Genomic DNA, 19,067 nt, shown 5'->3' on the forward strand with positions numbered 1-19,067 from the left:
ATGACGTCGCCGTCTTCAACTGTGAAAATTCTCGTCCTCGCCGCCGCCCTGGCCGCGCCGGCCCAGTCGGCCCTGGCCTGGGGGGCTTCGGGCCACCGCATGGTCGGCGTCCTGGCCGCCTCCAGCCTGGCCGAGGACGTGCCGGCCTTCGTGCGCAGCCCCTACGGCGTGGCCGCCATCGGTGAATATGCCCGCGAGCCCGACCGCTGGAAAGGCTCGGGCAAGGTGCACGACACCGACCGCGACGCGGCCCACTTCCTCGACCTCGACGACGAGGGCAAGATGTTCGGCGGCCCGAAGTTCACCGTCGAGACCCTGCCGCCCACCCGCGCCGACTACGAGGCCGCCCTGCGCGCCGCCGGCCAGGACAGCTGGAAGGCCGGCTACCTGCCGTACGCGATCATCGACGGCTATCAGCAGCTGGTGAAGGACTTCACCTACTGGCGCGTGCTGGTCGCGGCCGAGAAGAACACCACCGACGCCCAGAAGAAGGCCTGGTACGCCGCCGACCTGAAGCGCCGCGAGGAGCTGCTGCTGCGCGACCTGGGCGTCTGGGCCCACTATATCGGCGACGGCAGCCAGCCCCTGCACATGAGCGTGCACTACAACGGCTGGGGCGATTACCCGAACCCCAACAACTACACCCAGAGCAAGGGCACCCACGGCGCCTTCGAAGGCCCGCTGGTCAAGGCCGTGGCCAAGGACGACGAGGTTCGCGCCCTGATGCCGGCCCCGGTCGACTGCGCCTGCAGCATCGAGACCCGCATGGTCGGCTACCTGACCACCACCTGGAAGCAGACCGAGCCGCTGTACCAGCTGGAAAAGGCCGGCGGCATGGTCGAGAGCGACCCGCGCGCCAAGGCCTTCGTCGACGCCCGCCTGGCCGCCGGCGCGGCCGAGCTGCGCGACATGGTGACCATGGCCTGGAAGGCCAGCGCCAGCGGCAAGATCGGCTATCGCCCCGAGATCAGCGTCGCCGACGTCGAGTCGGGCAAGGCCGATCCGTGGAACGACCTGTTCGGCAAGGACTGACACTCTTGATCGCCTTCGACGCCCCCGACGCGGCCCTGGCCTACCAGGACCGTCACGCCGCCTTCGGCATCGCCGAGGACGGCCAGGGGCGGATCGCGCTCGTGGAAGTGACGAAGCCCGGCAAGGCGCCCTATTTCGACCTGCCGGGCGGCGCCGTCGACGGTGACGAGACCGAAGGCCAGGCCCTGGTCCGCGAGTTCGGGGAAGAGACCGGCCTCGTGGTCGAGGTCGGCGCCCGCGTGGTCGACGTCTCCCAGCCGTTCCTGAAGTCCGACGGCCAGCCGGTTCGCAACTACGGCGGGATCTACGCCGTGGCCCTGGCCGGCGAACGCCCCGAACTGAAGGTCGAGGACGACCACAGGCTGGTCTGGCTCGACCCCCGCGACGCCGTCGTCGCCCTGCGCCACGACGCCCATTCCTGGGCCGTCGCGGCGTGGATGCGGAAGGGCTGAGACTCAGTTGGTCAAAGCCGCGCGGGCGATCAGGTCCTGAACGGACGTGTCGCCCAGCCGGCGGTCCGCGGGGCGAAGGCCCTGGCAGGCGATCTTCATTTCCAGGGCCTGGGGCGAACCGGCCTTGGGCCGTCGCGCCGGAAAGCCCGACGTGGTCGTCTGTTCGCTCGCCGGACCGGCGAGGCGCCAGACGATTTCGTAGAAGCCGGCGCGGCAATCGAAGCGGACCTTCTCCGTCGTCGTTCCCGCCGCGCTGAAGCCGCGCACCTCGCCCAGGCGGGCGCGGTCGCCGTCGCCGACGATGGCCTCTACGTCGATGACCCGAATGCGGCCTTTGCCGCTGTCCGTCAGATAGACGTCGGCGGCCGACGCATGGCTCGGCGCCAGCATCGCGACGCCCAAGGCGAGCAGAAGCGCCCGCATCGGCTAGTTCGACTTGGTCTTCAGCAGCGCCTTGGCCTCGGCCGGGGCGACCTGGTCGAACAGCATCGACAGGTGCTGATCCTTGGCGTGGTCGTTGTGCAGGTCCCAGGCCAGCGAGATCGGCAGGCGCAGGCGGCCAGCGTCGGGCAGGCGGGCCACCAGCACGCGCCAGCTGAAGCCGTCGCCCGGATCGCCCAGCGGCCCGAACTCCAGCGGGGCCGGGTCGCGCAGACGGAAGGCGCGGTCGGCCTTGGCGGCGAACCAGGCCAGGTCCTCGGCGGCGGTCGGGTCGGCGGCGGGCGGCGCGAGCTTGCCCTTCAGATTGCGGACCATGACGGCCTCCGAAGCGTTGAACGGCGGGCTCTCTAGCACTTCGCGGCCAGACTTCCCATGTCCAAGCCTCGGGCTGGGCGTCCGAAAGCAACGAGGCTCAAGGTGAGCAAGGATAGGCCGATCAAGCGCGTGCGCGCCGACTGGAACGAGGTGGTCCTTGTCTGCCGCAAGTGCTCGCGCAAGCTGGACGGCGGGTTCGGCAAGGATGGCGAGCAGAGCTTCGCCAAGGCCCTGCGCAAGGCCTCCGGCGCCGGCAAGGCCAAGGACCGCAAGGCGCCGCTGGCGGTGATCGAGGTCGGCTGCTTCGACCTCTGCCCCAAGGACGCCGTCGTCGCGGTCAACGCCTCCAAGCCCCGCGAATGGGTCGTCGTCCCGCGTGGCGCTACGATGGAGGCGGTCACGGCGCGCCTGGGCCTTGCCGCCAACGACGCCGAAGCGGCCTGACGCCGAGTCGGGTAAGACGCCGTCATGAGCCGTAAACGCGCCGACATCCTGCTCGTCGAAAAGGGCCTGTTCGACAGCCGCGCCAAGGCCCGCGCCGCCATCGAGGCCGGCCGCGTCCTGGCTGGCGGCAAGGCCGTCGCCAAGGCCTCCGAGGCGATCGACGAGGCCGCCGAGATCGTCGCCGAAGCCGCCCATCCCTGGGTCGGCCGCGGCGCGTTGAAACTGGTCCGCGCCCTGGAGCTCTGGCCGGTCGCCGTCGAAGGTCGGATCGCCATCGACGTCGGCGCCTCCACGGGCGGCTTCACAGAGGTCCTGCTGTCGAAGGGCGCGGCTCGGGTGCTGGCCGTCGATGTCGGCCGCGACCAGCTGCATCCGAGCCTGAAGGCCGATCCCCGCGTCGCCGACCTGTCGCCGCTCGACGCCCGCGCCCTGACCGCCGGGCACGCGCCGGACGGCGTCGGCCTCGTCGTCACCGACGTCAGCTTCATCTCGCTGGAAAAGGCCCTGCCGGCGGCGCTGGCCCTGGCGCATCCGGGCGCGGATCTCGTCGCCCTGGTCAAGCCGCAGTTCGAGGCCGGCCGCGAGAACGTCGGCAAGGGCGGCCTGGTCAAGGACTCGGCGATCATCGCCGCCTGCGTCGAACGGGTCGCTGCGTTCCTCGAAGCCTCCGGCTGGACCGTCCGCGACAGCGCCGACAGTCCTATCACCGGCGGCGAGGGCCAAGTTGAAAAGCTGCTCTGGGCGACGAAAGGCTAGGAGGCCCGCCGACCGGTCGCATAGGCCTGCGTACCGTGTGTCAGCACGTCGTCGGCGGCCACGATGTCGGCGATGCCGATGTCTTCTACGCCCGCCAGCCGCTCATAGAGCGCGCCGAAGTCCTGCAGGGTCACCTCCTGCAGGGTCTGGATCGACGGAATGACGAAATACACCTGCTGGAAGTCGTCGATGCGATAGGGCGTGCGCATCACCCGCTCCAGCTCGAAACCGATCCGGTTGGGGGAGGGGTCTTCGAGGGCGAAGATCGACTCCGTCCGCGACGAGACGATGCCCGCGCCGTAGATCCGCAGGCCCGCGGGCGTCGCCATCAGGCCGAACTCGACGGTGTACCAGTAGAGCCGCGCCAGATTGGCCAGCCGCCCCAGGCCCAGCGCCCGCTGTCCGCCCTGGCCATAGGCCTGCATGTAGTCGGCGAAGACCGGGTCGGTCAGCATCGGCACGTGGCCGAAGACGTCGTGAAAGACGTCCGGCTCCTGCAGATAGTCCAGTTCGTGCGGCTTGCGGATGAACTGGCCGGCCGGGAAGCGGCGATTGGCCAGGTGGTCGAAGAACACGTCGTCAGGCACCAGGCCCGGCACGGCCACCACGCTCCAGCCGGTCAGGCGCTGGAGCTCCTCGTTGATCCGACTGAAGTCGGGGATGCCGGTGCGATGCAGGTCCAGCGCATCGAGCCCGCGCAGGAACTCGTCGCAGGCGCGGCCTTGCAGCACCTGGGTCTGGCGTTCGTACAGGGTGATCCAAACGTCGTGCTCGGCCTGGCTATAGGCGTCCCAGCCCTGGTCGATCGTCCAATCGGGCCGCGCCCCTGGGGGCGGGCCGCCGCTGAAACCGTCTGCGCTCATGAAACGACGTTACGCCCGCCTGGCGGCAAGTTCCGTGCGATTTTTGCGCGCAACCGCCGGATCGGCGGTCAGGCCTTGCCCTCAGTGCGAGATCCGAGGGCGAAGCTTGTAGGCGCCGTGATCGAAGGATTCGAAGATCAGCGCGGCCTGCGGATGGTGCACGGGCTCGCCGGTCTCGTCGGCCAGCAGGTTCTGCTCGGAGACGTAAGCGACATAGGTGTTGTCGTCGTTCTCGGCCAGCAGGTGGTAGAACGGCTGGTCCTTGGACGGCCGGATGTCCTCCGGAATGGACTCCCACCACTCTTCCGTATTGGCGAACACGGGGTCGACGTCGAACACCACGCCCCGGAACGGGAAGATGCGGTGCTTGACGATCTGGCCGATCGCGAATTTGGCGAGTCTCGAATTCATGACGTTAACGATACGCCGAGTCTCCTGACTGAATCCTGAACGTAACCACCGTTCAGACGTGCGCAACGCAATGCTTCCGACAGGCGAACCCGGTTGCTATGGTCGTCGGTGAAATGAGGCGGTTCGTGACGAATCGCCTGCGAGACAAGGTGGAATGACCATGTCGGAGGCGCCGAGAGCGCCCGGCGGATCCCAGGGCCAGAGCGGCCAAGGGTCGCGCCGGCCGCCGGGCGAGCAGCCGTGCTATGCGGCGCTCGACCTGGGAACAAACAACTGCCGCCTGCTGGTGGCGACGCCTTCGCCGCGCGGCTTCCGTGTCGTCGAGGCCTACTCGCGGATCGTCCGGCTGGGCGAGGGCCTGTCGCAGACCGGCGAGCTGTCCGACGCGGCGATGGAGCGGTCGATGGCCGCCCTCAAGGTTTGCGCCGAGAAGATCCGTCGCCGCAAGGCCATCCGGGTCAAGGCCGTGGCCACCCAGGCCTGCCGCGGCGCCAGCAACGGCGTCGAGTTCGTCCGCCGTGTGGCCGAGGAGACCGGCCTTCGGCTGCAGATCATCACCCCGCGCGAGGAGGCCCAGCTGTCGGTCGCCGGCTGCATGAGCCTGTTCGACCGCCAGGCCGACGCGGCCCTGGTCGTCGATGTGGGCGGCGGTTCGACCGAACTGTCCTGGGTCGACCTCAAGGCGGGCGGTCTCGACGCCAAGCCGCGCCAGTTCGAGGCCTGGAAGCTGCCGATCCGCGCCTGGCTGTCGATTCCGATCGGCGTCGTCACTCTGGCCGAGCGCTTTCCCGAGGGCGAGCGGGCCGATGACGGCTGGTTCCGGGCCATGGTCGAGGAGGTCAAATCCAAGATCGCCGCGTTTCCGCACGCCGCGCCGATGCGCAAGACCTTCGACGCCGGCCGCGCCCACATGGTCGGCACCTCCGGCGCCATCACCAGCCTGGCGGGTCTGCACCTGGGCCTGCCGCGCTATGACCGCAACGTGGTCGACGGCCTGTGGATGGACCGCACCGATTGCGAGGCGGCGGCCGGCCGGCTGCTGACCCTGACCGCCAAGGAGCGGGCGCTCGAGCCCTGCATCGGCGCCGACCGCGCCGATCTGGTGCTGGCGGGCGCGGCCATTCTTCAAGCCGTTCAAGAACTTTGGCCATGTTCGCGCGTGCGTGTCGCCGATCGAGGGCTTAGAGAGGGGCTCCTGATGTCTCTGATGTCGGATCGGCAGAAGCGCCCCCGCCGTCGGCGGCGCGGCGGCGCCGGTTCGGCTCAAACGGTGAACGCATGAACGAAGAGATTCCCAAGCGCCGGATGGTCAAGCCGCCCACGGGCGGCAACGCGGATGGCCGCGCCAAGCCCGCGCGCCTGAAGACCGCCGACGGCCGCACGCCCAGCCAGCAGGCCTGGCTCGAGCGCCAGATCAACGACCCGTTCTCGGCCAAGGCCCGGGCGCTGGGCTATCGCAGCCGCGCGGCCTTCAAGATCAGCGAGATCGACGACAAGTTCCGCTTCTTCAAGAAGGGCGCGCGGGTCATCGACCTGGGCTGCGCCCCAGGCGGCTGGCTGCAGATGGCGGTCGAGCGCGGCGTGACCCAGCTCGTCGGTGTCGACCTGCTGCACGTCGACCCGGTCGAGCCGGCCCACATCGTCGAGATGGACTTCACCAATCCGGCCTGTCCGCCCAAGCTGCTCGAACTGCTGGGCGGCGCGCCCGACCTCGTGATGTCGGACATGGCCCCCAACACCGTCGGCCATCGCGAGACCGACCACCTGCGCATCGTCGGCCTGATCGAGATCGGCGCCGAGTTCGCCATCGAGACCCTGCGCCCCGGCGGCGCCTTCGTCGCCAAGGCCTTCCAGGGCGGCGAGACCTCCGAGGTCATCGCCCGCCTGAAGAAGCATTTCGAGAAGGTCCAGCACTTCAAGCCCAAGGCCAGCCGCCAGGACAGCTCCGAGGTCTTCCTCGTGGCGACGGGCTTCAAGGGGCGGTAGGTCGCTGATGGTCGCCGCATTGGTCTCCCTGATGATCGCGGCGGCCGCGCCGGCTTCCGACTGCATCATCACCGAAAGCTCCGCCCGCGACAGTCTGAGGTTCGACGGTCATCCAGCCAGGGCCTGGAGCGGCGCGCCGGCCAAGCCCATGCTTGATACGCCCGACAAGCGGCTGTTTCGGACAGCGCTACGCGAAGGCGCGGCCAAGGGGCCGAACTTCGCGGGTCACATGACGATCGTCCAATGGGGCTGCGGGACTTCCTGCGTGGCCTGGGCGGCGGTGGACGCCAGGACGGGCCGGGTCACGAAACTGGCCGGCGCCGACTACATGGATACGATTCACGTGGGCGGCCTGCTCCACGGCGTGAACTTCCAACGCGACAGCCGTCTCCTGGTCCTGGCGGGCGCGCCGCGTGAGGACATGTCGCGGGAGGGGGTCTATCGCTACCTTTGGACCGGTAAGGAGTTCAGGAAGCTCGACTTCATCCCGCGGCCGCAAGTTTGCGAACCGTTCGACGCGCCCTGACTGAGCGACAGTGTTGCATGGATATCGGCATCACTTGATGCTAAATCTGATGTCGAGAGGAGCTCGCAACATGCGTGCGACACTGGCTATCGATGATGATCTGCTGGATCGGGCGATTGCGCTGACCGGCATCCATGAGAAGACCGCCTTGGTTTGCGAAGCGTTGAAAGCTCTGGTCGAGCGCGAGAGCGCGCGTCGCTTGGCGCTCCTGGGCGGTAGCGAGCCACATCTGGAGCTCGCTCCTCGACGCAGAGCCCAGCCGGCGTGATCTTGGTCGACAGCTCGGTCTGGGTCGCGCATCTGCGCGCCGCGGACCCCGTGCTCGTAGGGTTGCTGCAAGAAGGCGGGGTGCTCGTGCACCCCTTGGTCGCCGGGGAGCTGGCGCTGGGCAATCTGAAGAGCCGGACGGCCTTCTTGGATGCTCTTCGCCAGATGCCAATGGCCACGTCCGCGACCGACGCCGAGGTGCTCGATTTCGTGGAAAGGTATCGGCTCTATGGTCGGGGGATCGGCCATGTCGATGCGCATCTTCTGGCGGCGGCGCGCCTGACCGTGGGCGCGCGCCTCTGGACGCAGGACCAACGCCTGAGCAGCGCCGCACGGGATCTGGGTCTGGAATTCGAACCGGCCCTCTGAAGGCGCGCCGATTTCCGGCTCCTTGGCGCGCTCCACGCCTCGACAAACGGCCGGCTCGCGACTATACGAGCGCCGCAAAATGGAGAATCCGATGGAGATTCGCGAAGGGCTCACCTTCGACGACGTTTTGCTCGAACCTGGTCCGTCCGACGTCATGCCGACGCAGGTGACGACCGAGACCAAGTTCACGCGTGAAATCAGTCTGAACATCCCGCTCGTGTCCGCCGCCATGGACACGGTCACCGAAAGCCGCCTCGCCATCGCCATGGCGCAAGCCGGCGGCCTGGGCATCCTGCACCGCAACCTCTCCAACGAGGAGCAGGCCGACCACGTCCGCGAGGTGAAGCGGTACGAAAGCGGCATGGTCATCAATCCGCTGACCATCAACCCCGACACCACCCTGGCCGAGGTCCGCGAGATCACGGCCCGCCGCAAGATCTCGGGCTTCCCGGTGGTCGAGCGCGACACGGGCAAGCTGGTGGGCATTCTCACGAACCGCGACATGCGCTTCGAGGGCGACGCCAACGTTCCGGCCTCGGCGCTGATGACGCGCGAGAACCTGATCACGGTGAACGAGGGCGTCGACAGCCGCGAGGCGCGCGAGCTGCTCCGCAAGCACAAGATCGAACGCCTGATCGTCGTCGACGACGCCTATCGCGCTGTCGGCCTGATCACGGTGAAGGACATCGAGAAGGCCCAGGCTCACCCCCTGGCCGCCAAGGACGACAAGGGCCGCCTGCTGGTCGGCGCGGCCTCGACCGTCGGCGACGCCGGCTTCGAGCGTTCGATGGGCCTAGTGGACGCCGGCGTCGACGTCGTCGTCATCGACACCGCCCACGGCCACTCCAGCCAGGTCGCAGCCGCGGTCTCGCGCCTCAAGCGTGAAGCCAACCGCGTCCAGATCGTGGCCGGCAACATCGCTACCTACGACGCCGCCCGCGCCCTGATCGACGCTGGCGCTGACGCGGTGAAGGTGGGCATCGGTCCGGGTTCGATCTGCACCACCCGCATTGTCGCGGGCGTGGGCGTGCCGCAACTGACCGCGATCATGGAAGCCGTCCGCGCTGGTCGCGAGAGCGGCGTGCCGGTGATCGCCGACGGCGGCATCAAGTACTCGGGCGACCTGGCCAAGGCCATCGCGGCCGGGGCCTCGACCGCCATGATGGGCTCGATGTTCGCCGGCACCGAAGAGGCGCCCGGCGAGGTGTTCCTCTACCAGGGCCGCTCTTACAAGAGCTATCGCGGCATGGGTTCTGTGGGCGCCATGGCCCGCGGTTCGGCCGACCGCTACTTCCAGAAGGAAGTGACCGACAGCTTCAAGCTGGTGCCGGAAGGCATCGAGGGCCAGACCCCGTTCAAGGGTCCGATCTCGCCGGTGCTGCACCAGTTGGTCGGCGGTTTGCGCGCGGCGATGGGCTATGTCGGCGCGGCCACCATCCCGGACCTGCAGGAGCGCGCGCGCTTCGTGCGGATCACCGGCGCCGGCCTGCGGGAAAGCCACGTCCACGACGTGATGATCACGCGCGAAGCCCCGAACTATCCGAGCGCGGTCTAGGCCATGCAGATGGCCTTCGAGCTGAAGATGCTGGCGGCGGCGGTCGTCATCGGGCTGGTCCACCTTCTGTGGGCCAGCGCGGCGGCCCAGCCCCAGCGCGGCTTGAAGTGGAATGTGGGCTCCCGCGAGACCCCCGTCGTGCTGACCGGCATGGCGGGCCGTCTCGAACGGGCCTCGGCCAATTTCCGCGAGACCTTCGCGTTCTTCGTCGCCGCCGTGCTGGTCGCCTATCTGGGCGGCCGGCTCGGCGCGCTGACCGCCTTCGGGACCGCGCTCTATGTCGGCGCCCGGGCGGTCTACATCTTTCTCTATGCGTTCGGCGTGCCGGTCGTTCGCAGCCTGGTCTGGGTCGCCTCGATGGCGGGCCTGGGCCTCGTTCTCCTGGCCTTGGTGATATAGCTCACATGCGTGACGGAGGACGGGTTTCCGCGGCGATCGAGGTCCTGACCGAGATCGAGGCGCGGCATTTTCCGGTGAAGATGGCGCTCAAGCGCTGGGGCGAGGCCGCGCGCTACGCCGGCTCCAAGGACCGGGCCTTCGTCTCGGGCCTGGTGCTCGACGCCCTGCGCCGCAAGCGCTCGCTGGGCTGGCTGATGGCCGATCCCGCCGCCCGCGGCGTCGTGCTCGGCGTCCTGGCCTTTGTCTGGAAGTGGCCGGTCGAGCGCATCGCCGAGGCGGCCTCGGAAGAGCACGGCTTCGGCGCGCTGACCGAGACCGAACAGGCCCGCCTGAAGGATCCCGTCTCGCTGGACGGCGCGCCCGCGCCGGTGGCCGGCGACTATCCCGACTGGCTGGAGCCGCATCTGGCCCGCGCCCTGGGCGTCGACCAGGTCGCCGAGATGGCGGCCCTGTCCGAACGCGCGCCGGTCGATCTGCGCGTCAACACCCTGAAGACCGACGCCGAGCGCGGCGCCAAGGCCCTGGCCCCGATCAACGCCGCCCCGGCCGGCATCCTGCCCAACGCCTTCCGCATTCCCGCGCCCGCCGCCGCCGACCGCACGCCGTCGGTCGAGGCCGTGCCGGCCTTCTCCAAGGGTTGGTTCGAGGTCCAGGACCTTGGCTCGCAGATCGCCGCCGCCGTGGCCGGCGAGGTCAAGGGCAAGCAGGTGCTCGACTTCTGCGCCGGGGGGGGAGGCAAGACGCTCGCGCTCGCGGCCGCCATGGGCAACAGCGGCCAGATCTTCGCCCACGACAGCGACGCCCGCCGCCTGGCCGACACCATCCGGCGCGGCCAGAGGGCAGGGGTGCGCAACCTGCAGATCCGCTCGCCGATCGAGGCCCAGCCGCTGAAGGGCCTGGAAGGCAAGATCGACGTCGTCTTCGTCGACGCCCCCTGCACGGGCGCCGGCACCTGGCGCCGCCATCCCGACGCCAAGTGGCGTCTGTCGCCCGACCAGCTGGCCAAGCGCCAGATCGAGCAGGACAGCGTCATGGAGGACGCCTCGACCTTCGTGAAGGCCGGCGGCCGCATGGTCTACGTCACCTGCTCGCTGCTGGCCGAGGAGAACGAGGACCGCGTCGCGGCCTTCCTCGAGCGCCACCCCGAATTCACCGTCAAGCCGATCGCCTTGGACGGCGTGCCCCACGTCACGTCCGAAGGCTATCTGCGCCTGACCCCGCACCGCGCCGGTACGGACGGCTTCTTCGCCGCCGTGCTCGTGCGCTCGACCTACGCACCCTGATCGCCATCTTCGCCGACAAGACCGACCCGCTGGAGACCCGACCGATGACCACCGAAACCCACCACCAGCGCGTCCTGATCGTCGACTTCGGCAGCCAGGTGACCCAGCTGATCGCGCGCCGGGTGCGCGAGGCCGGCGTCTATTGCGAGATCCATCCGTTCGACAAGGCCGAGGCCCTGGTCGACGAGTACCAGCCTTCGGCGATCATCCTGTCGGGCGGCCCGGCCAGCGTGCTGGAGGCCGACAGCCCCCGCATCGGCCGCAAGCTGTTCGACCTGGGCCTGCCGCTGCTGGCCATCTGCTACGGCCAGCAACTGCTGTGCGACGTGCTGGGCGGCAAGGTCGAGGGCGGCCACGCCGGCGAGTTCGGCCGCGCCGAGCTGACTATCGGCAAGCAGAGCCCTCTCTTCCAGGGCCTGGCCGGCGTCGGCGAGCTGGAAACCGTCTGGATGAGCCACGGCGATCGCGTCACCGCTATCCCCGAGGGGTTCGAGGTGGTTGGCACCTCGAACGGTGCGCCGTTCGCGGCCATCGCCAATGACGACAAGAAGATCTACGCGCTGCAGTTCCACCCCGAGGTCTACCACACGGTCAACGGCCCGCAGATCTACAAGAACTTCCTGGCCCTGGCCGGCCTGAAGGGCGACTGGACCATGGCGGCCTTCCGCCAGGAGATGGTCCAGAAGATCCGTGACCAGGTCGGGACCGGCAAGGTGATCTGCGGCCTGTCGGGCGGCGTCGACAGCTCGGTGGCCGCCGTGCTGATCCACGAAGCCATCGGCGACCAGCTGACCTGCGTGTTTGTCGACACCGGCCTGCTGCGCAAGAACGAGGCCGACCAGGTCGTCACCCTGTTCCGGGACCACTACAACATCCCGCTGGTCCACGTGGACGCCGGCGACCTTTTCCTGGGCGAGCTGGCCGGGGTTTCCGACCCGGAGACCAAGCGCAAGACCATCGGTCGCCTGTTCATCGACGTCTTCGACAAGGAAGCCGCCAAGATCGACGGCGCGGCGTTCCTGGCCCAGGGCACCCTCTATCCCGACGTCGTCGAGAGCGTCTCGGCTCGCGGCGGTCCGTCGGCGGTGATCAAGAGCCACCACAACGTGGGCGGCCTGCCGGACTACATGAAGCTGAAGCTGGTCGAGCCGCTGCGCGAGCTTTTCAAGGACGAGGTCCGCGCCCTGGGCGTCGAACTGGGCCTGGCTCCGGCCTTCGTCGGCCGCCACCCGTTCCCGGGCCCGGGCCTGGCCATCCGCATCCCGGGCGAGATCACGCCCGAGAAGGTCAAGGTCCTGCAGGACGCCGACGCCATCTACCTCGAAGAGATCCGCAACGCCGGCCTTTACGACAAGATCTGGCAGGCCTTCGCCGTGCTGCTGCCCGTCAAGACGGTCGGCGTCATGGGCGACGCCCGCACGTACGAAAACGTCCTGGCCCTGCGCGCGGTCACCTCGACCGACGGCATGACCGCCGACTTCTTCGAATTCCCCTGGGAAATCCTCGGCAAGACCGCCACGAGGATCATCAACGAAGTCAGAGGGGTGAACCGGGTCGTCTACGACGTGACCAGCAAGCCCCCCGGCACGATCGAGTGGGAGTAGGTGTAATATAATACCGCGCTCGCCGGATCTGCATCCGTCGTCCAGGGCTCACTTCGGTCAACCCTGGCGATTGCCATCCTCGTGATCCGTAGGGAAGCTCGCTTGCACTCCGTGTAAGGCGGCTTCCCGGCGGCGTCGTACTGTGGCGTAAAAGGTGGGCAATCGGCGGGTTTGAAGGCGGTGGCAGCGGCCGGAGCCCTAAGATCGATGTGGGGTTGGGACAACCACACCTGGCGCGACCTCGCCGGCTAGTGGTTCTGTTGTCAACGCGCCGCCGAGCTCCATAGGCTCCTGGCCGCGCCAACGGCAGCCGCTGTTGAAGATCTCGACCCTTAGCGCCCTTCACAAGCTTCGCATTCCGTAGCGTCCTGCGGCGCCGGCGCGAGAACGCCGTACGACGTCGCGATAACGGGCTTGATTAAGTGTGGTGATATAACGTTACGACGCCGCCTCGTTATCCGGCCTTGGGGCGTTCATCGTGACTTCCAATCTTCGTTCTTCGGTTCGCGCCGCGTTGTGGTTGCTCGGAGCGGCTTCCGGCCTGGCGCTGGGCGCGACCGGCGCGCTGGCCGAGGAGGCCACGGCGGTCTGCCAGGTCGTGGTCACGGCGACGGCGGGCGAGCAGAGCCTGAACGACGCGCCGGCGCGGCTCGGCCACGATCAACGGCTCGTTCCCGGAAGTCGGCGTGGGCAAGGCCTACCAGTTCGGTGGCTATGCCGGCGGGCCCCTGGTCGCTGAAAAGCTCGGCCTGAGCGTCTATGCCGATGCGACCGGCCGCGATCCGACCTATACGGCCAGCGATCCCCGTCTGGCCAAACTCGAAGGTCGCCGAGCGCTGAACGGCTCGGCGACTCTGAGCTGGACGCCGGACGCCGCCCAACGCATCGACCTGGCCTATTCGGCCGGGAAGGATTTCCGCTACCGCGACACGATCACGACCGCCGCGCCGATCCTCTACTATCGCTTCTCCGACGACATCGAGCGCGAGCAACTGGCGCTGTCGTACAAGGGCGACTGGTCGTGGGGCTACACCAGCCTGCGCGCCTATCGCAGCGAGATCGAGCGGGTCAACATCCGCTCGGCGAAGCAAACACCCAGCGCGCCGGTGCGGATCGTCGAGCAAGTCGTCGATGGCGTGGTCAGCATCCCCGTCGCTGGGGCGCATCGCTTCAGTGTCGGCGGCGACCTGCGTCGCCAGAACCTGTGCAATCCAGAGGTCAATGACTGGCAGACCAGCCCCAGGCACTACACCGTCTTCCACGCCACCGAGCGCCTGACCCTGAAGGGTGGCGTTGGGCGCGGCTTCAAGGCTCCGAGCCTGACCCAGCTGTCGCCGGATTACGACGTCGCCGCCGCCGGCGGTCGCTCCACGGTCTTTGGCAATCCAAACCTGAAGCCCGAGATCAGGCACGACCTGAAGAACCTCGTCGAGACCCAATGCACCGCCTTCTGCGGCATTCGCGGCCGTTAAATCCGTCATGGACAGGCGCAAGCTTGGCGTGAACGCCTGGTTCGAGGCCGACAATCCCACCGCCCAGGCAGATGATCGAGCGCATGGCCGAGGCCGTGCGCAAGAGCTACTGGCGTCCCGACGACAAGACCCTGCGCGAGATGGCCCAGCGCTGGCGCGACCTGAAGGCCAAGGGCGCGCAATCCGGCGAGGGCGAAACCGCCGCCGTCCTGATGATCCTGATCGTCCGCAATCCGAGAAGGTCGTAGTGGTCCGCAATCCAGGCGCGGCCAACATGAGCATGGTGGTCAAGGACGGAAAGGAACTGACCCACTACCAGTTCAGCGGCGCGATCTGATAAGGCAAGGGGGCCAAGGCCGGCGTCACCTACCGCCTGCCCGACGGCAAGATGGTCTATGTGCCCGAATAGGGCGCGGGCTCCAGGTCTCGAATCTGGCGTTGCGAAGCGCCGCTACCGCGCCAAGCTCCGCCATTGTCTCTTCCGACAGCGTCAGCTCGGCCGCCGCCAGGTTCTCGCGCAGGTGGGCGACCGACGAGGTGCCGGGGATCAACGGGAGGTTGGGCGAGCGGCGCAGCAGCCAGGCCAGCGCCACCTGCATCGGCGTCGCCTCCAGCCGTTCGGCCACGGTCAACAAGGCCGACGACTGCAGCGGCGAGAAGCCACCGGGGGGAGAACGGCGTATAGGCGATCCCGGCCTCGGCCAGGTCGTCCACCAAGGCGTCGTCCTGGCGGTGAACTAGGTTGTACAGGTTCTGGACGCAGACGATGTCGGTGACGCCCCGCGCCTCGGCGACCTGGGCGGCGGTGACGTTGCTGAACGCCGACATGGCGCACCAGGCCCTCGCGCTTCAGGTCCGCCAACACGCCCAGCGGCTCACGCATCTGGCGTCCTGAATTGTGAAACGGATCCAAGTCCGAAGAATCCTTCAGTCTGGAATCCGCTGTCTGTGAACGCGCTAGCACCGCTTTTGAAGCCAATACAATTAGGCGCTCGGGCTCAGCTCACCGCGCTTGCGGACGGGTCTGGTAAGCATCTGGCCGCTGTCCTCAAACCCGGTGGCCAGGCAGAACGCGCGCAGGTCGCTTGATCCAGCTTGGTCGATGAGCCGCAGATCCCCGCATCCCGCTGAGCGGGCGGCCTGGGACGCGGCCTTCAGGAGCAGGCGAGCGACGCCGTTGCGACGTCGCTCCGGATCGACGAGCAGCGCCGAAATCCATCCCGCTTCCAGGTCCGAGGTCAGCACCGCGTGCCAGTGCACCGCGATCAGGCCCGTCGGCGGTCCCCATTCGTCGGCGATGAGCACGGCGCCGGGCTGATCCTGCATGGCGTTCAAGCGGGCCGCCAGCCTGTCGCGCGCCATGGTCTGGTCCGCGGCCTTGAGAAGAGCCGCCAAACCATCGACGTCGCCGCCGTTGGCGGCTCGGATGGACAAGCCATATCGGCTCGACATGCGCGAACGTCTCCCAAGGTGGCCCGATCGACCTTATCTCAGGCGTTCGATCAGGAAGCGTGCGCCCAGTCGCAGGCCGCCCTCGTCGATGCTGTGGCCCAGGCCTGGCGAGACGTGGGTCGCGACCTCGAAGCCCAAGGCCTTGAGGCCGACATCGGCCTGATGCAGGGCGCTGAGCGGCAGAACGTCGTCGCGGTCGCCGTGGACGAGCAGGACCGGCGGTTTGGTCACGACCTCGGCCGCCAAGGCCTCGGGATCGGCGAGCATCCCCGAAAAGCCGACGATGCCGGCCAGGGCCTTGGCCCGGCGCGGCCCGACGTGCAGCGCCATCATCGTGCCCTGACTGAACCCGACCAGGGCCAGCTTGTCTTCGGCCAGCCCGTGGGCGGTCAGTTGAGCGTCGATATAGGCGTCAAGCGCCCGCGCCGAAACCCGTACGCCCGCCGCGCGGGCCTGCGGCGTCAGGCTGGTCAGGGCCCACCATTGGCGGCCATAGGGCACGCCCTCGCAAGGCTGGGGCGCGTCGGGCGCCAGGAACAGGGTGTCCGGCAGCGCCTGGGCCCAGTAGGGCGCCAGGTCGATCAGGTCGGCCCCGTTGGAGCCGTAGCCGTGCAGGAAGATCACGATCGACTTGGGCGAGCCGCCCGAGGCGGGCGCGCCGCTTGGGCCGTCGAGCAGGGGGATCTGGGTCATGACTGTCCTGGCCAGCGAGACGGTGCGGTAAGGCGGTTATAGCCTCGATTCCGTCGCGCTGCGGATATCCGGGTTGCGGAGCCTGCCTGCTCGGGCCGCTCACACTTCCGGGTCTGATTTGTCATTTTGCTGTCAGCGGCGAGACCAGGACACTCGTCCATAGTCTACAAGACTCGCCCTGTCGGTTCGCGCGCAGTCTGCCCTCCAGTTGCGTTCACCCCCACCTTCAGGTGCGAGGTTCTGGCTATAGGATGCGCCCTGTCGCGGAGGTTCCCGCCAAGCCGACCGCGTGTTGAGGGCGCCGACCGCCGCCAAGAAGATCCTGATCGTCGAAGACGAGCCCAAGACCGTCGCCTATCTGCGCAAGGGGCTGAGCGAGCAGGGCTATGCCGTGGACTTCGCCAGCGACGGCGAGAGCGGCCTGCACCTGGCCCAGACCTGGACTACGACGCCGTCATCCTCGACGTCATGCTGCCCCGGTTGGACGGGATCGCGCTGCTGGAGCGCTTGCGCCAGCGTCATCAGACGCCGGTGATCATGCTGACCGCGCGCGACAGCGTCGATGATCGCCTGCAGGGCCTGGGGGCCGGGGCCGACGACTATCTGGTCAAGCCGTTCTCGTTCCTGGAACTGCTGGCCCGCCTTCAGGCCATCACCCGCCGGGGCCGCAACGAGTCGACCTCGATCACCGTCGGCGACCTGCACCTGGACCTGCTGGCCCGGCGCGCCACCCGGGCGGGCAGACGCCTGAACCTCACCGCCAAGGAATTCTCGCTGCTGGCGGTGCTGGGCCGCCGCCAGTCGCAGATCGTCTCCAAGACCGTGATCACCGAGCTGGTCTGGGACATCAATTTCGACACCAACACCAATGTCGTCGAGGTGGCGATCAAACGCCTGCGGGCCAAGATCGACGGCGGCTTCGACAGCAAGCTGCTGCACGCCATCCGGGGCATGGGCTACGTGCTTGAGCACCGCCCCGAGGAGACCGCGTGATGCCGACCTCGATCGCCGGCCGCCTCACCCTGATGTTCGCGGTCACCACCGGCCTGGTCACCGCCCTGGCCGGGGCGGCCATCTTCATGTTCCAGACCGTGGAGCTGAAGCGCCACCAAGCCGAGGAATTGCAAGCCGGCTTCGAGATCGTCGAGGCCATGGTCGCCCACCTCAGCGACGGCGCCAAATGGCCGCTGCTGGCCGACAAGCTGAAGTCCTTCACCCCCGCCAACGACAGCATCCGCTACCGGGTCGAGAGCGCCGATCCGCGCTTCACCTACGGCGCGCCGTGGCCGGCCGGGGCCGAGATCAAGGCGCCGCGCGAGGGCTACGGCTATGTCCGCTTCTGCGCTCAAGGGGCGAGCACGGCCGGCCTTGGCCACCCCCGAACGACAGCCGAGGCCGGCCACCGCGAGGGCCACACGTGGCCAGTGGCGGCGGGAACAAGCTGCGCCGCTCAGCATTGTGTAACGCACGCTAAGCGCTAGCGTGGGGCGTATGCAGCCGTTTCCCCCGGATCGGGTGCGCATGTCTGCCTCGTCCCTTCGTGCAGCACCGCTGGAACCGGCTGCACGAAGGGACGGGGGTCACTTAGTGTTGAGCCGCGCCTTTGCGCGCAACGAGGATCGTGACTAGGTCCGTAGCGGCATCAAACGTTCGCGACAGCCACGTTCGGAGCCGAGGCTCGAGGATGACCGCCACGATATAGGCCAAGCCTGCCGACAAGGCCGCCACGCCCACCAACGGTAGGAGTCCCGTAAATCCGAGGCGAGCCAAGCCACCCAAAAGGGCCGCACCGAGCACGTTGTGGCCCAGATACAGCGGGTAAGTCATCAGGCCCAGTTTTCGTAGCGCAACGCTCCAGGGAGCGAGCGACTTATTGACCGCGGGTAGAAGGATCGAGGCGACCATGAAAGCGACCAGCGATCCCCAGACGATTATCGGCGGCAGAATGTGACCAGGCGATCCAGTTTTCAGCGCGCGTTCGTGTACCTCATAAGGGATTTCAATCATCGCCGCCGCGATCGACAGCCCGATCATCACCAACCGCCAGTTCGTCACTCCTCGCGCGCTGACCAACCAGAGGAAGGTCCCTAACGCAAAGAAGCAGCCGTGCTCGATGAGGGCCAACTCGAAGAGCCGGTTGTGGGGCTCGTTGAGCCATAGGCTGGCAATCCAGTAGATCAAGCTGATCAAACCAACCGCCGACATGACGTGCTCGAAGAAGCGCATCAACCCGGCAATCAGCAGAACAAAGACCATGGCATAGAAGGAAATCTCGATGCCGAGCGTCCAGTAGACGCTATCGACCCAAGGTGAAAACGGAAAGAAGGCAAGCGATTTCAACAAGATCGCCACCGTCGCCTTGGTCGAAAGCGCGTGGGTAGTGACTAGGGCGACGGCGCTGAGTGGGGCCAGAATCCAGACAGCGGGCGCTAAGCGAAGCAGTCGGCTTTTTAGGAATTGGCTCGCAGACGCCTGAGCGGCGCTGAACGCGATAACGAAACCGGAGATGACGAAGAAGATCTGCACACCGATCCAGCCAAACTCCATGTACGGGCTGATCAGGGTCGCCGGGATGGGCGTGATGGCGACCTTGGCGCTCATGCCCGTCGGGAAGTAGGTGACCCAGAACGTCAGGTGATAAACCGTGACGAGCGCTGCGGCTGCGAACCGCAGAAGGTCGATACCAAGATACTGCTTTCTATCACTCGCCATCAAAGCCCCCGATGATGTTGCGGCCACGCTTGCCC

27 protein-coding genes and 1 pseudogene are annotated in these 19,067 nt (G+C 67.7%); 20 read left to right on the forward strand and 8 right to left on the reverse strand.

The window, feature by feature from the left end; translation table 11 throughout:
* Positions 1–1,032: a phospholipase C/P1 nuclease family protein gene (locus I4Q42_RS12490; protein WP_198576400.1), complete on the forward strand. Its 1,032-nt coding sequence runs from the start codon at positions 1–3 to the stop codon at positions 1,030–1,032.
* A gap of 5 nt (positions 1,033–1,037) precedes the next feature.
* A complete protein-coding gene (locus tag I4Q42_RS12495) occupies positions 1,038–1,484 on the forward strand; it encodes an NUDIX domain-containing protein (protein ID WP_198576401.1) in 447 nt (148 codons plus the stop codon).
* 3 nt (positions 1,485–1,487) lie between these two features.
* Here I4Q42_RS12495 and I4Q42_RS12500 read toward each other — a convergent pair whose 3' ends face one another.
* Positions 1,488–1,907, reverse strand: coding sequence for a hypothetical protein (locus I4Q42_RS12500; RefSeq protein WP_198576402.1), 420 nt, complete (start codon positions 1,905–1,907; stop codon positions 1,488–1,490).
* A 3-nt stretch (positions 1,908–1,910) separates the two neighbouring features.
* Positions 1,911–2,240, reverse strand: a complete 330-nt coding sequence (locus I4Q42_RS12505) for a hypothetical protein (protein WP_198576403.1) — start codon at positions 2,238–2,240, stop codon at positions 1,911–1,913.
* A 102-nt stretch (positions 2,241–2,342) separates the two neighbouring features.
* Between I4Q42_RS12505 and I4Q42_RS12510 the strand changes: the two genes are divergently transcribed.
* Together I4Q42_RS12510 and I4Q42_RS12515 are read left to right on the forward strand one after the other, a co-directional pair.
* Positions 2,343–2,684 carry a (2Fe-2S) ferredoxin domain-containing protein gene (locus I4Q42_RS12510; RefSeq protein WP_232793072.1) on the forward strand — a complete coding sequence of 114 codons (342 nt, stop codon included), beginning with the start codon at positions 2,343–2,345 and terminating at the stop codon, positions 2,682–2,684.
* A gap of 24 nt (positions 2,685–2,708) precedes the next feature.
* Positions 2,709–3,440: a TlyA family RNA methyltransferase gene (locus I4Q42_RS12515; protein ID WP_198576405.1), complete on the forward strand. Its 732-nt coding sequence runs from the start codon at positions 2,709–2,711 to the stop codon at positions 3,438–3,440.
* Here I4Q42_RS12515 and phhA read toward each other — a convergent pair.
* Positions 3,437–4,303 carry a phenylalanine 4-monooxygenase gene (phhA, locus tag I4Q42_RS12520; RefSeq protein WP_198576406.1) on the reverse strand — a complete coding sequence of 289 codons (867 nt, stop codon included), beginning with the start codon at positions 4,301–4,303 and terminating at the stop codon, positions 3,437–3,439. The genes I4Q42_RS12515 and phhA overlap by 4 nt on opposite strands.
* Positions 4,304–4,384: 81 nt before the next feature.
* Positions 4,385–4,714 (reverse strand): heat shock protein HspQ, encoded by a 330-nt coding sequence (gene hspQ / locus I4Q42_RS12525; RefSeq protein WP_198576407.1) that lies wholly within the window; start codon positions 4,712–4,714, stop codon positions 4,385–4,387.
* 160 nt (positions 4,715–4,874) lie between these two features.
* On the opposite strand from hspQ, the gene I4Q42_RS12530 reads away from it, so the two are divergent.
* The 12 genes from I4Q42_RS12530 (at position 4,875) to I4Q42_RS26030 (ending at position 14,512) form a co-directional block, all read left to right on the forward strand.
* Entirely contained in the window at positions 4,875–5,996 is a 1,122-nt protein-coding gene (locus I4Q42_RS12530; protein ID WP_198576408.1) for a Ppx/GppA phosphatase family protein, read from the forward strand.
* Positions 5,993–6,700 carry an RlmE family RNA methyltransferase gene (locus I4Q42_RS12535; RefSeq protein ID WP_198576409.1) on the forward strand — a complete coding sequence of 236 codons (708 nt, stop codon included), beginning with the start codon at positions 5,993–5,995 and terminating at the stop codon, positions 6,698–6,700. Before I4Q42_RS12530 ends, I4Q42_RS12535 begins: the two co-directional genes overlap by 4 nt.
* A 7-nt stretch (positions 6,701–6,707) precedes the next feature.
* Positions 6,708–7,226, forward strand: a complete 519-nt coding sequence (locus I4Q42_RS12540; RefSeq protein WP_198576410.1) for a hypothetical protein — start codon at positions 6,708–6,710, stop codon at positions 7,224–7,226.
* A gap of 70 nt (positions 7,227–7,296) precedes the next feature.
* Positions 7,297–7,494 carry a type II toxin-antitoxin system VapB family antitoxin gene (locus I4Q42_RS12545; protein WP_198576411.1) on the forward strand — a complete coding sequence of 66 codons (198 nt, stop codon included), beginning with the start codon at positions 7,297–7,299 and terminating at the stop codon, positions 7,492–7,494.
* Positions 7,491–7,862: a type II toxin-antitoxin system VapC family toxin gene (locus I4Q42_RS12550; protein WP_198576412.1), complete on the forward strand. Its 372-nt coding sequence runs from the start codon at positions 7,491–7,493 to the stop codon at positions 7,860–7,862. Before I4Q42_RS12545 ends, I4Q42_RS12550 begins: the two co-directional genes overlap by 4 nt.
* Positions 7,863–7,953: 91 nt before the next feature.
* Positions 7,954–9,417, forward strand: a complete 1,464-nt coding sequence (gene guaB, locus I4Q42_RS12555; RefSeq protein ID WP_198576413.1) for an IMP dehydrogenase — start codon at positions 7,954–7,956, stop codon at positions 9,415–9,417.
* Between the two features lie 3 nt (positions 9,418–9,420).
* On the forward strand, positions 9,421–9,816 hold the full coding sequence (locus I4Q42_RS12560; RefSeq protein WP_198576414.1) for an MAPEG family protein: 396 nt from the start codon (positions 9,421–9,423) through the stop codon (positions 9,814–9,816).
* A 5-nt stretch (positions 9,817–9,821) separates the two neighbouring features.
* A complete protein-coding gene (locus I4Q42_RS12565; protein WP_198576415.1) occupies positions 9,822–11,099 on the forward strand; it encodes an RsmB/NOP family class I SAM-dependent RNA methyltransferase in 1,278 nt (425 codons plus the stop codon).
* Between the two features lie 44 nt (positions 11,100–11,143).
* Positions 11,144–12,703, forward strand: a complete 1,560-nt coding sequence (gene guaA, locus I4Q42_RS12570) for a glutamine-hydrolyzing GMP synthase (protein WP_198576416.1) — start codon at positions 11,144–11,146, stop codon at positions 12,701–12,703.
* A gap of 686 nt (positions 12,704–13,389) precedes the next feature.
* A complete protein-coding gene (locus I4Q42_RS12575; protein WP_198576417.1) occupies positions 13,390–14,175 on the forward strand; it encodes a TonB-dependent receptor domain-containing protein in 786 nt (261 codons plus the stop codon).
* 83 nt (positions 14,176–14,258) lie between these two features.
* The gene (locus tag I4Q42_RS12580; RefSeq protein ID WP_198576418.1) at positions 14,259–14,423 is read left to right on the forward strand and encodes a hypothetical protein; all 165 of its coding nucleotides are present in this window, start codon (positions 14,259–14,261) and stop codon (positions 14,421–14,423) included.
* Complete coding sequence (locus tag I4Q42_RS26030) at positions 14,423–14,512, forward strand: DUF2149 domain-containing protein (protein WP_232793073.1); 90 nt, start codon at positions 14,423–14,425, stop codon at positions 14,510–14,512. The genes I4Q42_RS12580 and I4Q42_RS26030 overlap by 1 nt, the downstream gene beginning before the upstream one ends.
* Before the next feature lie 127 nt (positions 14,513–14,639).
* Here the strand turns inward: I4Q42_RS26030 and I4Q42_RS26600 are convergent.
* Positions 14,640–14,801: pseudogene (locus I4Q42_RS26600) on the reverse strand (aldo/keto reductase); the annotation flags it as partial.
* A 140-nt stretch (positions 14,802–14,941) separates the two neighbouring features.
* Here I4Q42_RS26600 and I4Q42_RS26390 point away from each other — a divergent pair.
* Entirely contained in the window at positions 14,942–15,070 is a 129-nt protein-coding gene (locus tag I4Q42_RS26390; protein WP_269816490.1) for a hypothetical protein, read from the forward strand.
* Positions 15,071–15,159: 89 nt separating this feature from the next.
* Here I4Q42_RS26390 and I4Q42_RS12590 read toward each other — a convergent pair whose 3' ends face one another.
* A complete protein-coding gene (locus I4Q42_RS12590; protein WP_198576419.1) occupies positions 15,160–15,627 on the reverse strand; it encodes a GNAT family N-acetyltransferase in 468 nt (155 codons plus the stop codon).
* A 33-nt stretch (positions 15,628–15,660) separates the two neighbouring features.
* Positions 15,661–16,320 carry an alpha/beta hydrolase gene (locus I4Q42_RS12595; RefSeq protein WP_198576420.1) on the reverse strand — a complete coding sequence of 220 codons (660 nt, stop codon included), beginning with the start codon at positions 16,318–16,320 and terminating at the stop codon, positions 15,661–15,663.
* A 289-nt stretch (positions 16,321–16,609) separates the two neighbouring features.
* Here I4Q42_RS12595 and I4Q42_RS26710 point away from each other — a divergent pair, with 289 nt between their 5' ends.
* The 3 genes from I4Q42_RS26710 to I4Q42_RS12605 are packed head-to-tail and all read left to right on the forward strand — an operon-like array spanning position 16,610 to position 17,801.
* Positions 16,610–16,855 carry a hypothetical protein gene (locus I4Q42_RS26710; RefSeq protein ID WP_456298604.1) on the forward strand — a complete coding sequence of 82 codons (246 nt, stop codon included), beginning with the start codon at positions 16,610–16,612 and terminating at the stop codon, positions 16,853–16,855.
* Positions 16,789–17,313, forward strand: coding sequence for a winged helix-turn-helix domain-containing protein (locus I4Q42_RS12600; RefSeq protein WP_456298605.1), 525 nt, complete (start codon positions 16,789–16,791; stop codon positions 17,311–17,313). Before I4Q42_RS26710 ends, I4Q42_RS12600 begins: the two co-directional genes overlap by 67 nt.
* On the forward strand, positions 17,313–17,801 hold the full coding sequence (locus I4Q42_RS12605; protein ID WP_198576421.1) for a hypothetical protein: 489 nt from the start codon (positions 17,313–17,315) through the stop codon (positions 17,799–17,801). Before I4Q42_RS12600 ends, I4Q42_RS12605 begins: the two co-directional genes overlap by 1 nt.
* Before the next feature lie 103 nt (positions 17,802–17,904).
* Here I4Q42_RS12605 and I4Q42_RS12610 read toward each other — a convergent pair.
* Positions 17,905–19,067 (reverse strand): acyltransferase family protein (locus tag I4Q42_RS12610; protein WP_198576422.1); only part of this gene is annotated, 1,163 nt, incomplete at its 5' end.

The sequence above is a fragment of the Caulobacter hibisci genome, assembly GCF_016135805.1.
Taxonomy (GTDB): domain Bacteria; phylum Pseudomonadota; class Alphaproteobacteria; order Caulobacterales; family Caulobacteraceae; genus Caulobacter; species Caulobacter hibisci.

What these genes read in the sequence shown, in the direction of transcription:
- I4Q42_RS12490 (WP_198576400.1), top strand. Translation starts at nt 1, where the DNA reads ATGACGTCGCCGTCTTCAACTGTGAAAATTCTCGTCCTCGCCGCCGCC.
- I4Q42_RS12500 (WP_198576402.1), bottom strand. Translation starts at nt 1,907, where the DNA reads ATGCGGGCGCTTCTGCTCGCCTTGGGCGTCGCGATGCTGGCGCCGAGC.
- I4Q42_RS12505 (WP_198576403.1), bottom strand. Translation starts at nt 2,240, where the DNA reads ATGGTCCGCAATCTGAAGGGCAAGCTCGCGCCGCCCGCCGCCGACCCG.
- I4Q42_RS12515 (WP_198576405.1), top strand. Translation starts at nt 2,709, where the DNA reads ATGAGCCGTAAACGCGCCGACATCCTGCTCGTCGAAAAGGGCCTGTTC.
- phhA (WP_198576406.1), bottom strand. Translation starts at nt 4,303, where the DNA reads ATGAGCGCAGACGGTTTCAGCGGCGGCCCGCCCCCAGGGGCGCGGCCC.
- hspQ (WP_198576407.1), bottom strand. Translation starts at nt 4,714, where the DNA reads ATGAATTCGAGACTCGCCAAATTCGCGATCGGCCAGATCGTCAAGCAC.
- I4Q42_RS12530 (WP_198576408.1), top strand. Translation starts at nt 4,875, where the DNA reads ATGTCGGAGGCGCCGAGAGCGCCCGGCGGATCCCAGGGCCAGAGCGGC.
- I4Q42_RS12535 (WP_198576409.1), top strand. Translation starts at nt 5,993, where the DNA reads ATGAACGAAGAGATTCCCAAGCGCCGGATGGTCAAGCCGCCCACGGGC.
- I4Q42_RS12540 (WP_198576410.1), top strand. Translation starts at nt 6,708, where the DNA reads ATGGTCGCCGCATTGGTCTCCCTGATGATCGCGGCGGCCGCGCCGGCT.
- I4Q42_RS12545 (WP_198576411.1), top strand. Translation starts at nt 7,297, where the DNA reads ATGCGTGCGACACTGGCTATCGATGATGATCTGCTGGATCGGGCGATT.
- guaB (WP_198576413.1), top strand. Translation starts at nt 7,954, where the DNA reads ATGGAGATTCGCGAAGGGCTCACCTTCGACGACGTTTTGCTCGAACCT.
- I4Q42_RS12560 (WP_198576414.1), top strand. Translation starts at nt 9,421, where the DNA reads ATGCAGATGGCCTTCGAGCTGAAGATGCTGGCGGCGGCGGTCGTCATC.
- I4Q42_RS12565 (WP_198576415.1), top strand. Translation starts at nt 9,822, where the DNA reads ATGCGTGACGGAGGACGGGTTTCCGCGGCGATCGAGGTCCTGACCGAG.
- guaA (WP_198576416.1), top strand. Translation starts at nt 11,144, where the DNA reads ATGACCACCGAAACCCACCACCAGCGCGTCCTGATCGTCGACTTCGGC.
- I4Q42_RS12580 (WP_198576418.1), top strand. Translation starts at nt 14,259, where the DNA reads ATGGCCGAGGCCGTGCGCAAGAGCTACTGGCGTCCCGACGACAAGACC.
- I4Q42_RS26390 (WP_269816490.1), top strand. Translation starts at nt 14,942, where the DNA reads ATGTCGGTGACGCCCCGCGCCTCGGCGACCTGGGCGGCGGTGACGTTG.
- I4Q42_RS12590 (WP_198576419.1), bottom strand. Translation starts at nt 15,627, where the DNA reads ATGTCGAGCCGATATGGCTTGTCCATCCGAGCCGCCAACGGCGGCGAC.
- I4Q42_RS12595 (WP_198576420.1), bottom strand. Translation starts at nt 16,320, where the DNA reads ATGACCCAGATCCCCCTGCTCGACGGCCCAAGCGGCGCGCCCGCCTCG.
- I4Q42_RS12600 (WP_456298605.1), top strand. Translation starts at nt 16,789, where the DNA reads ATGCTGCCCCGGTTGGACGGGATCGCGCTGCTGGAGCGCTTGCGCCAG.
- I4Q42_RS12605 (WP_198576421.1), top strand. Translation starts at nt 17,313, where the DNA reads ATGCCGACCTCGATCGCCGGCCGCCTCACCCTGATGTTCGCGGTCACC.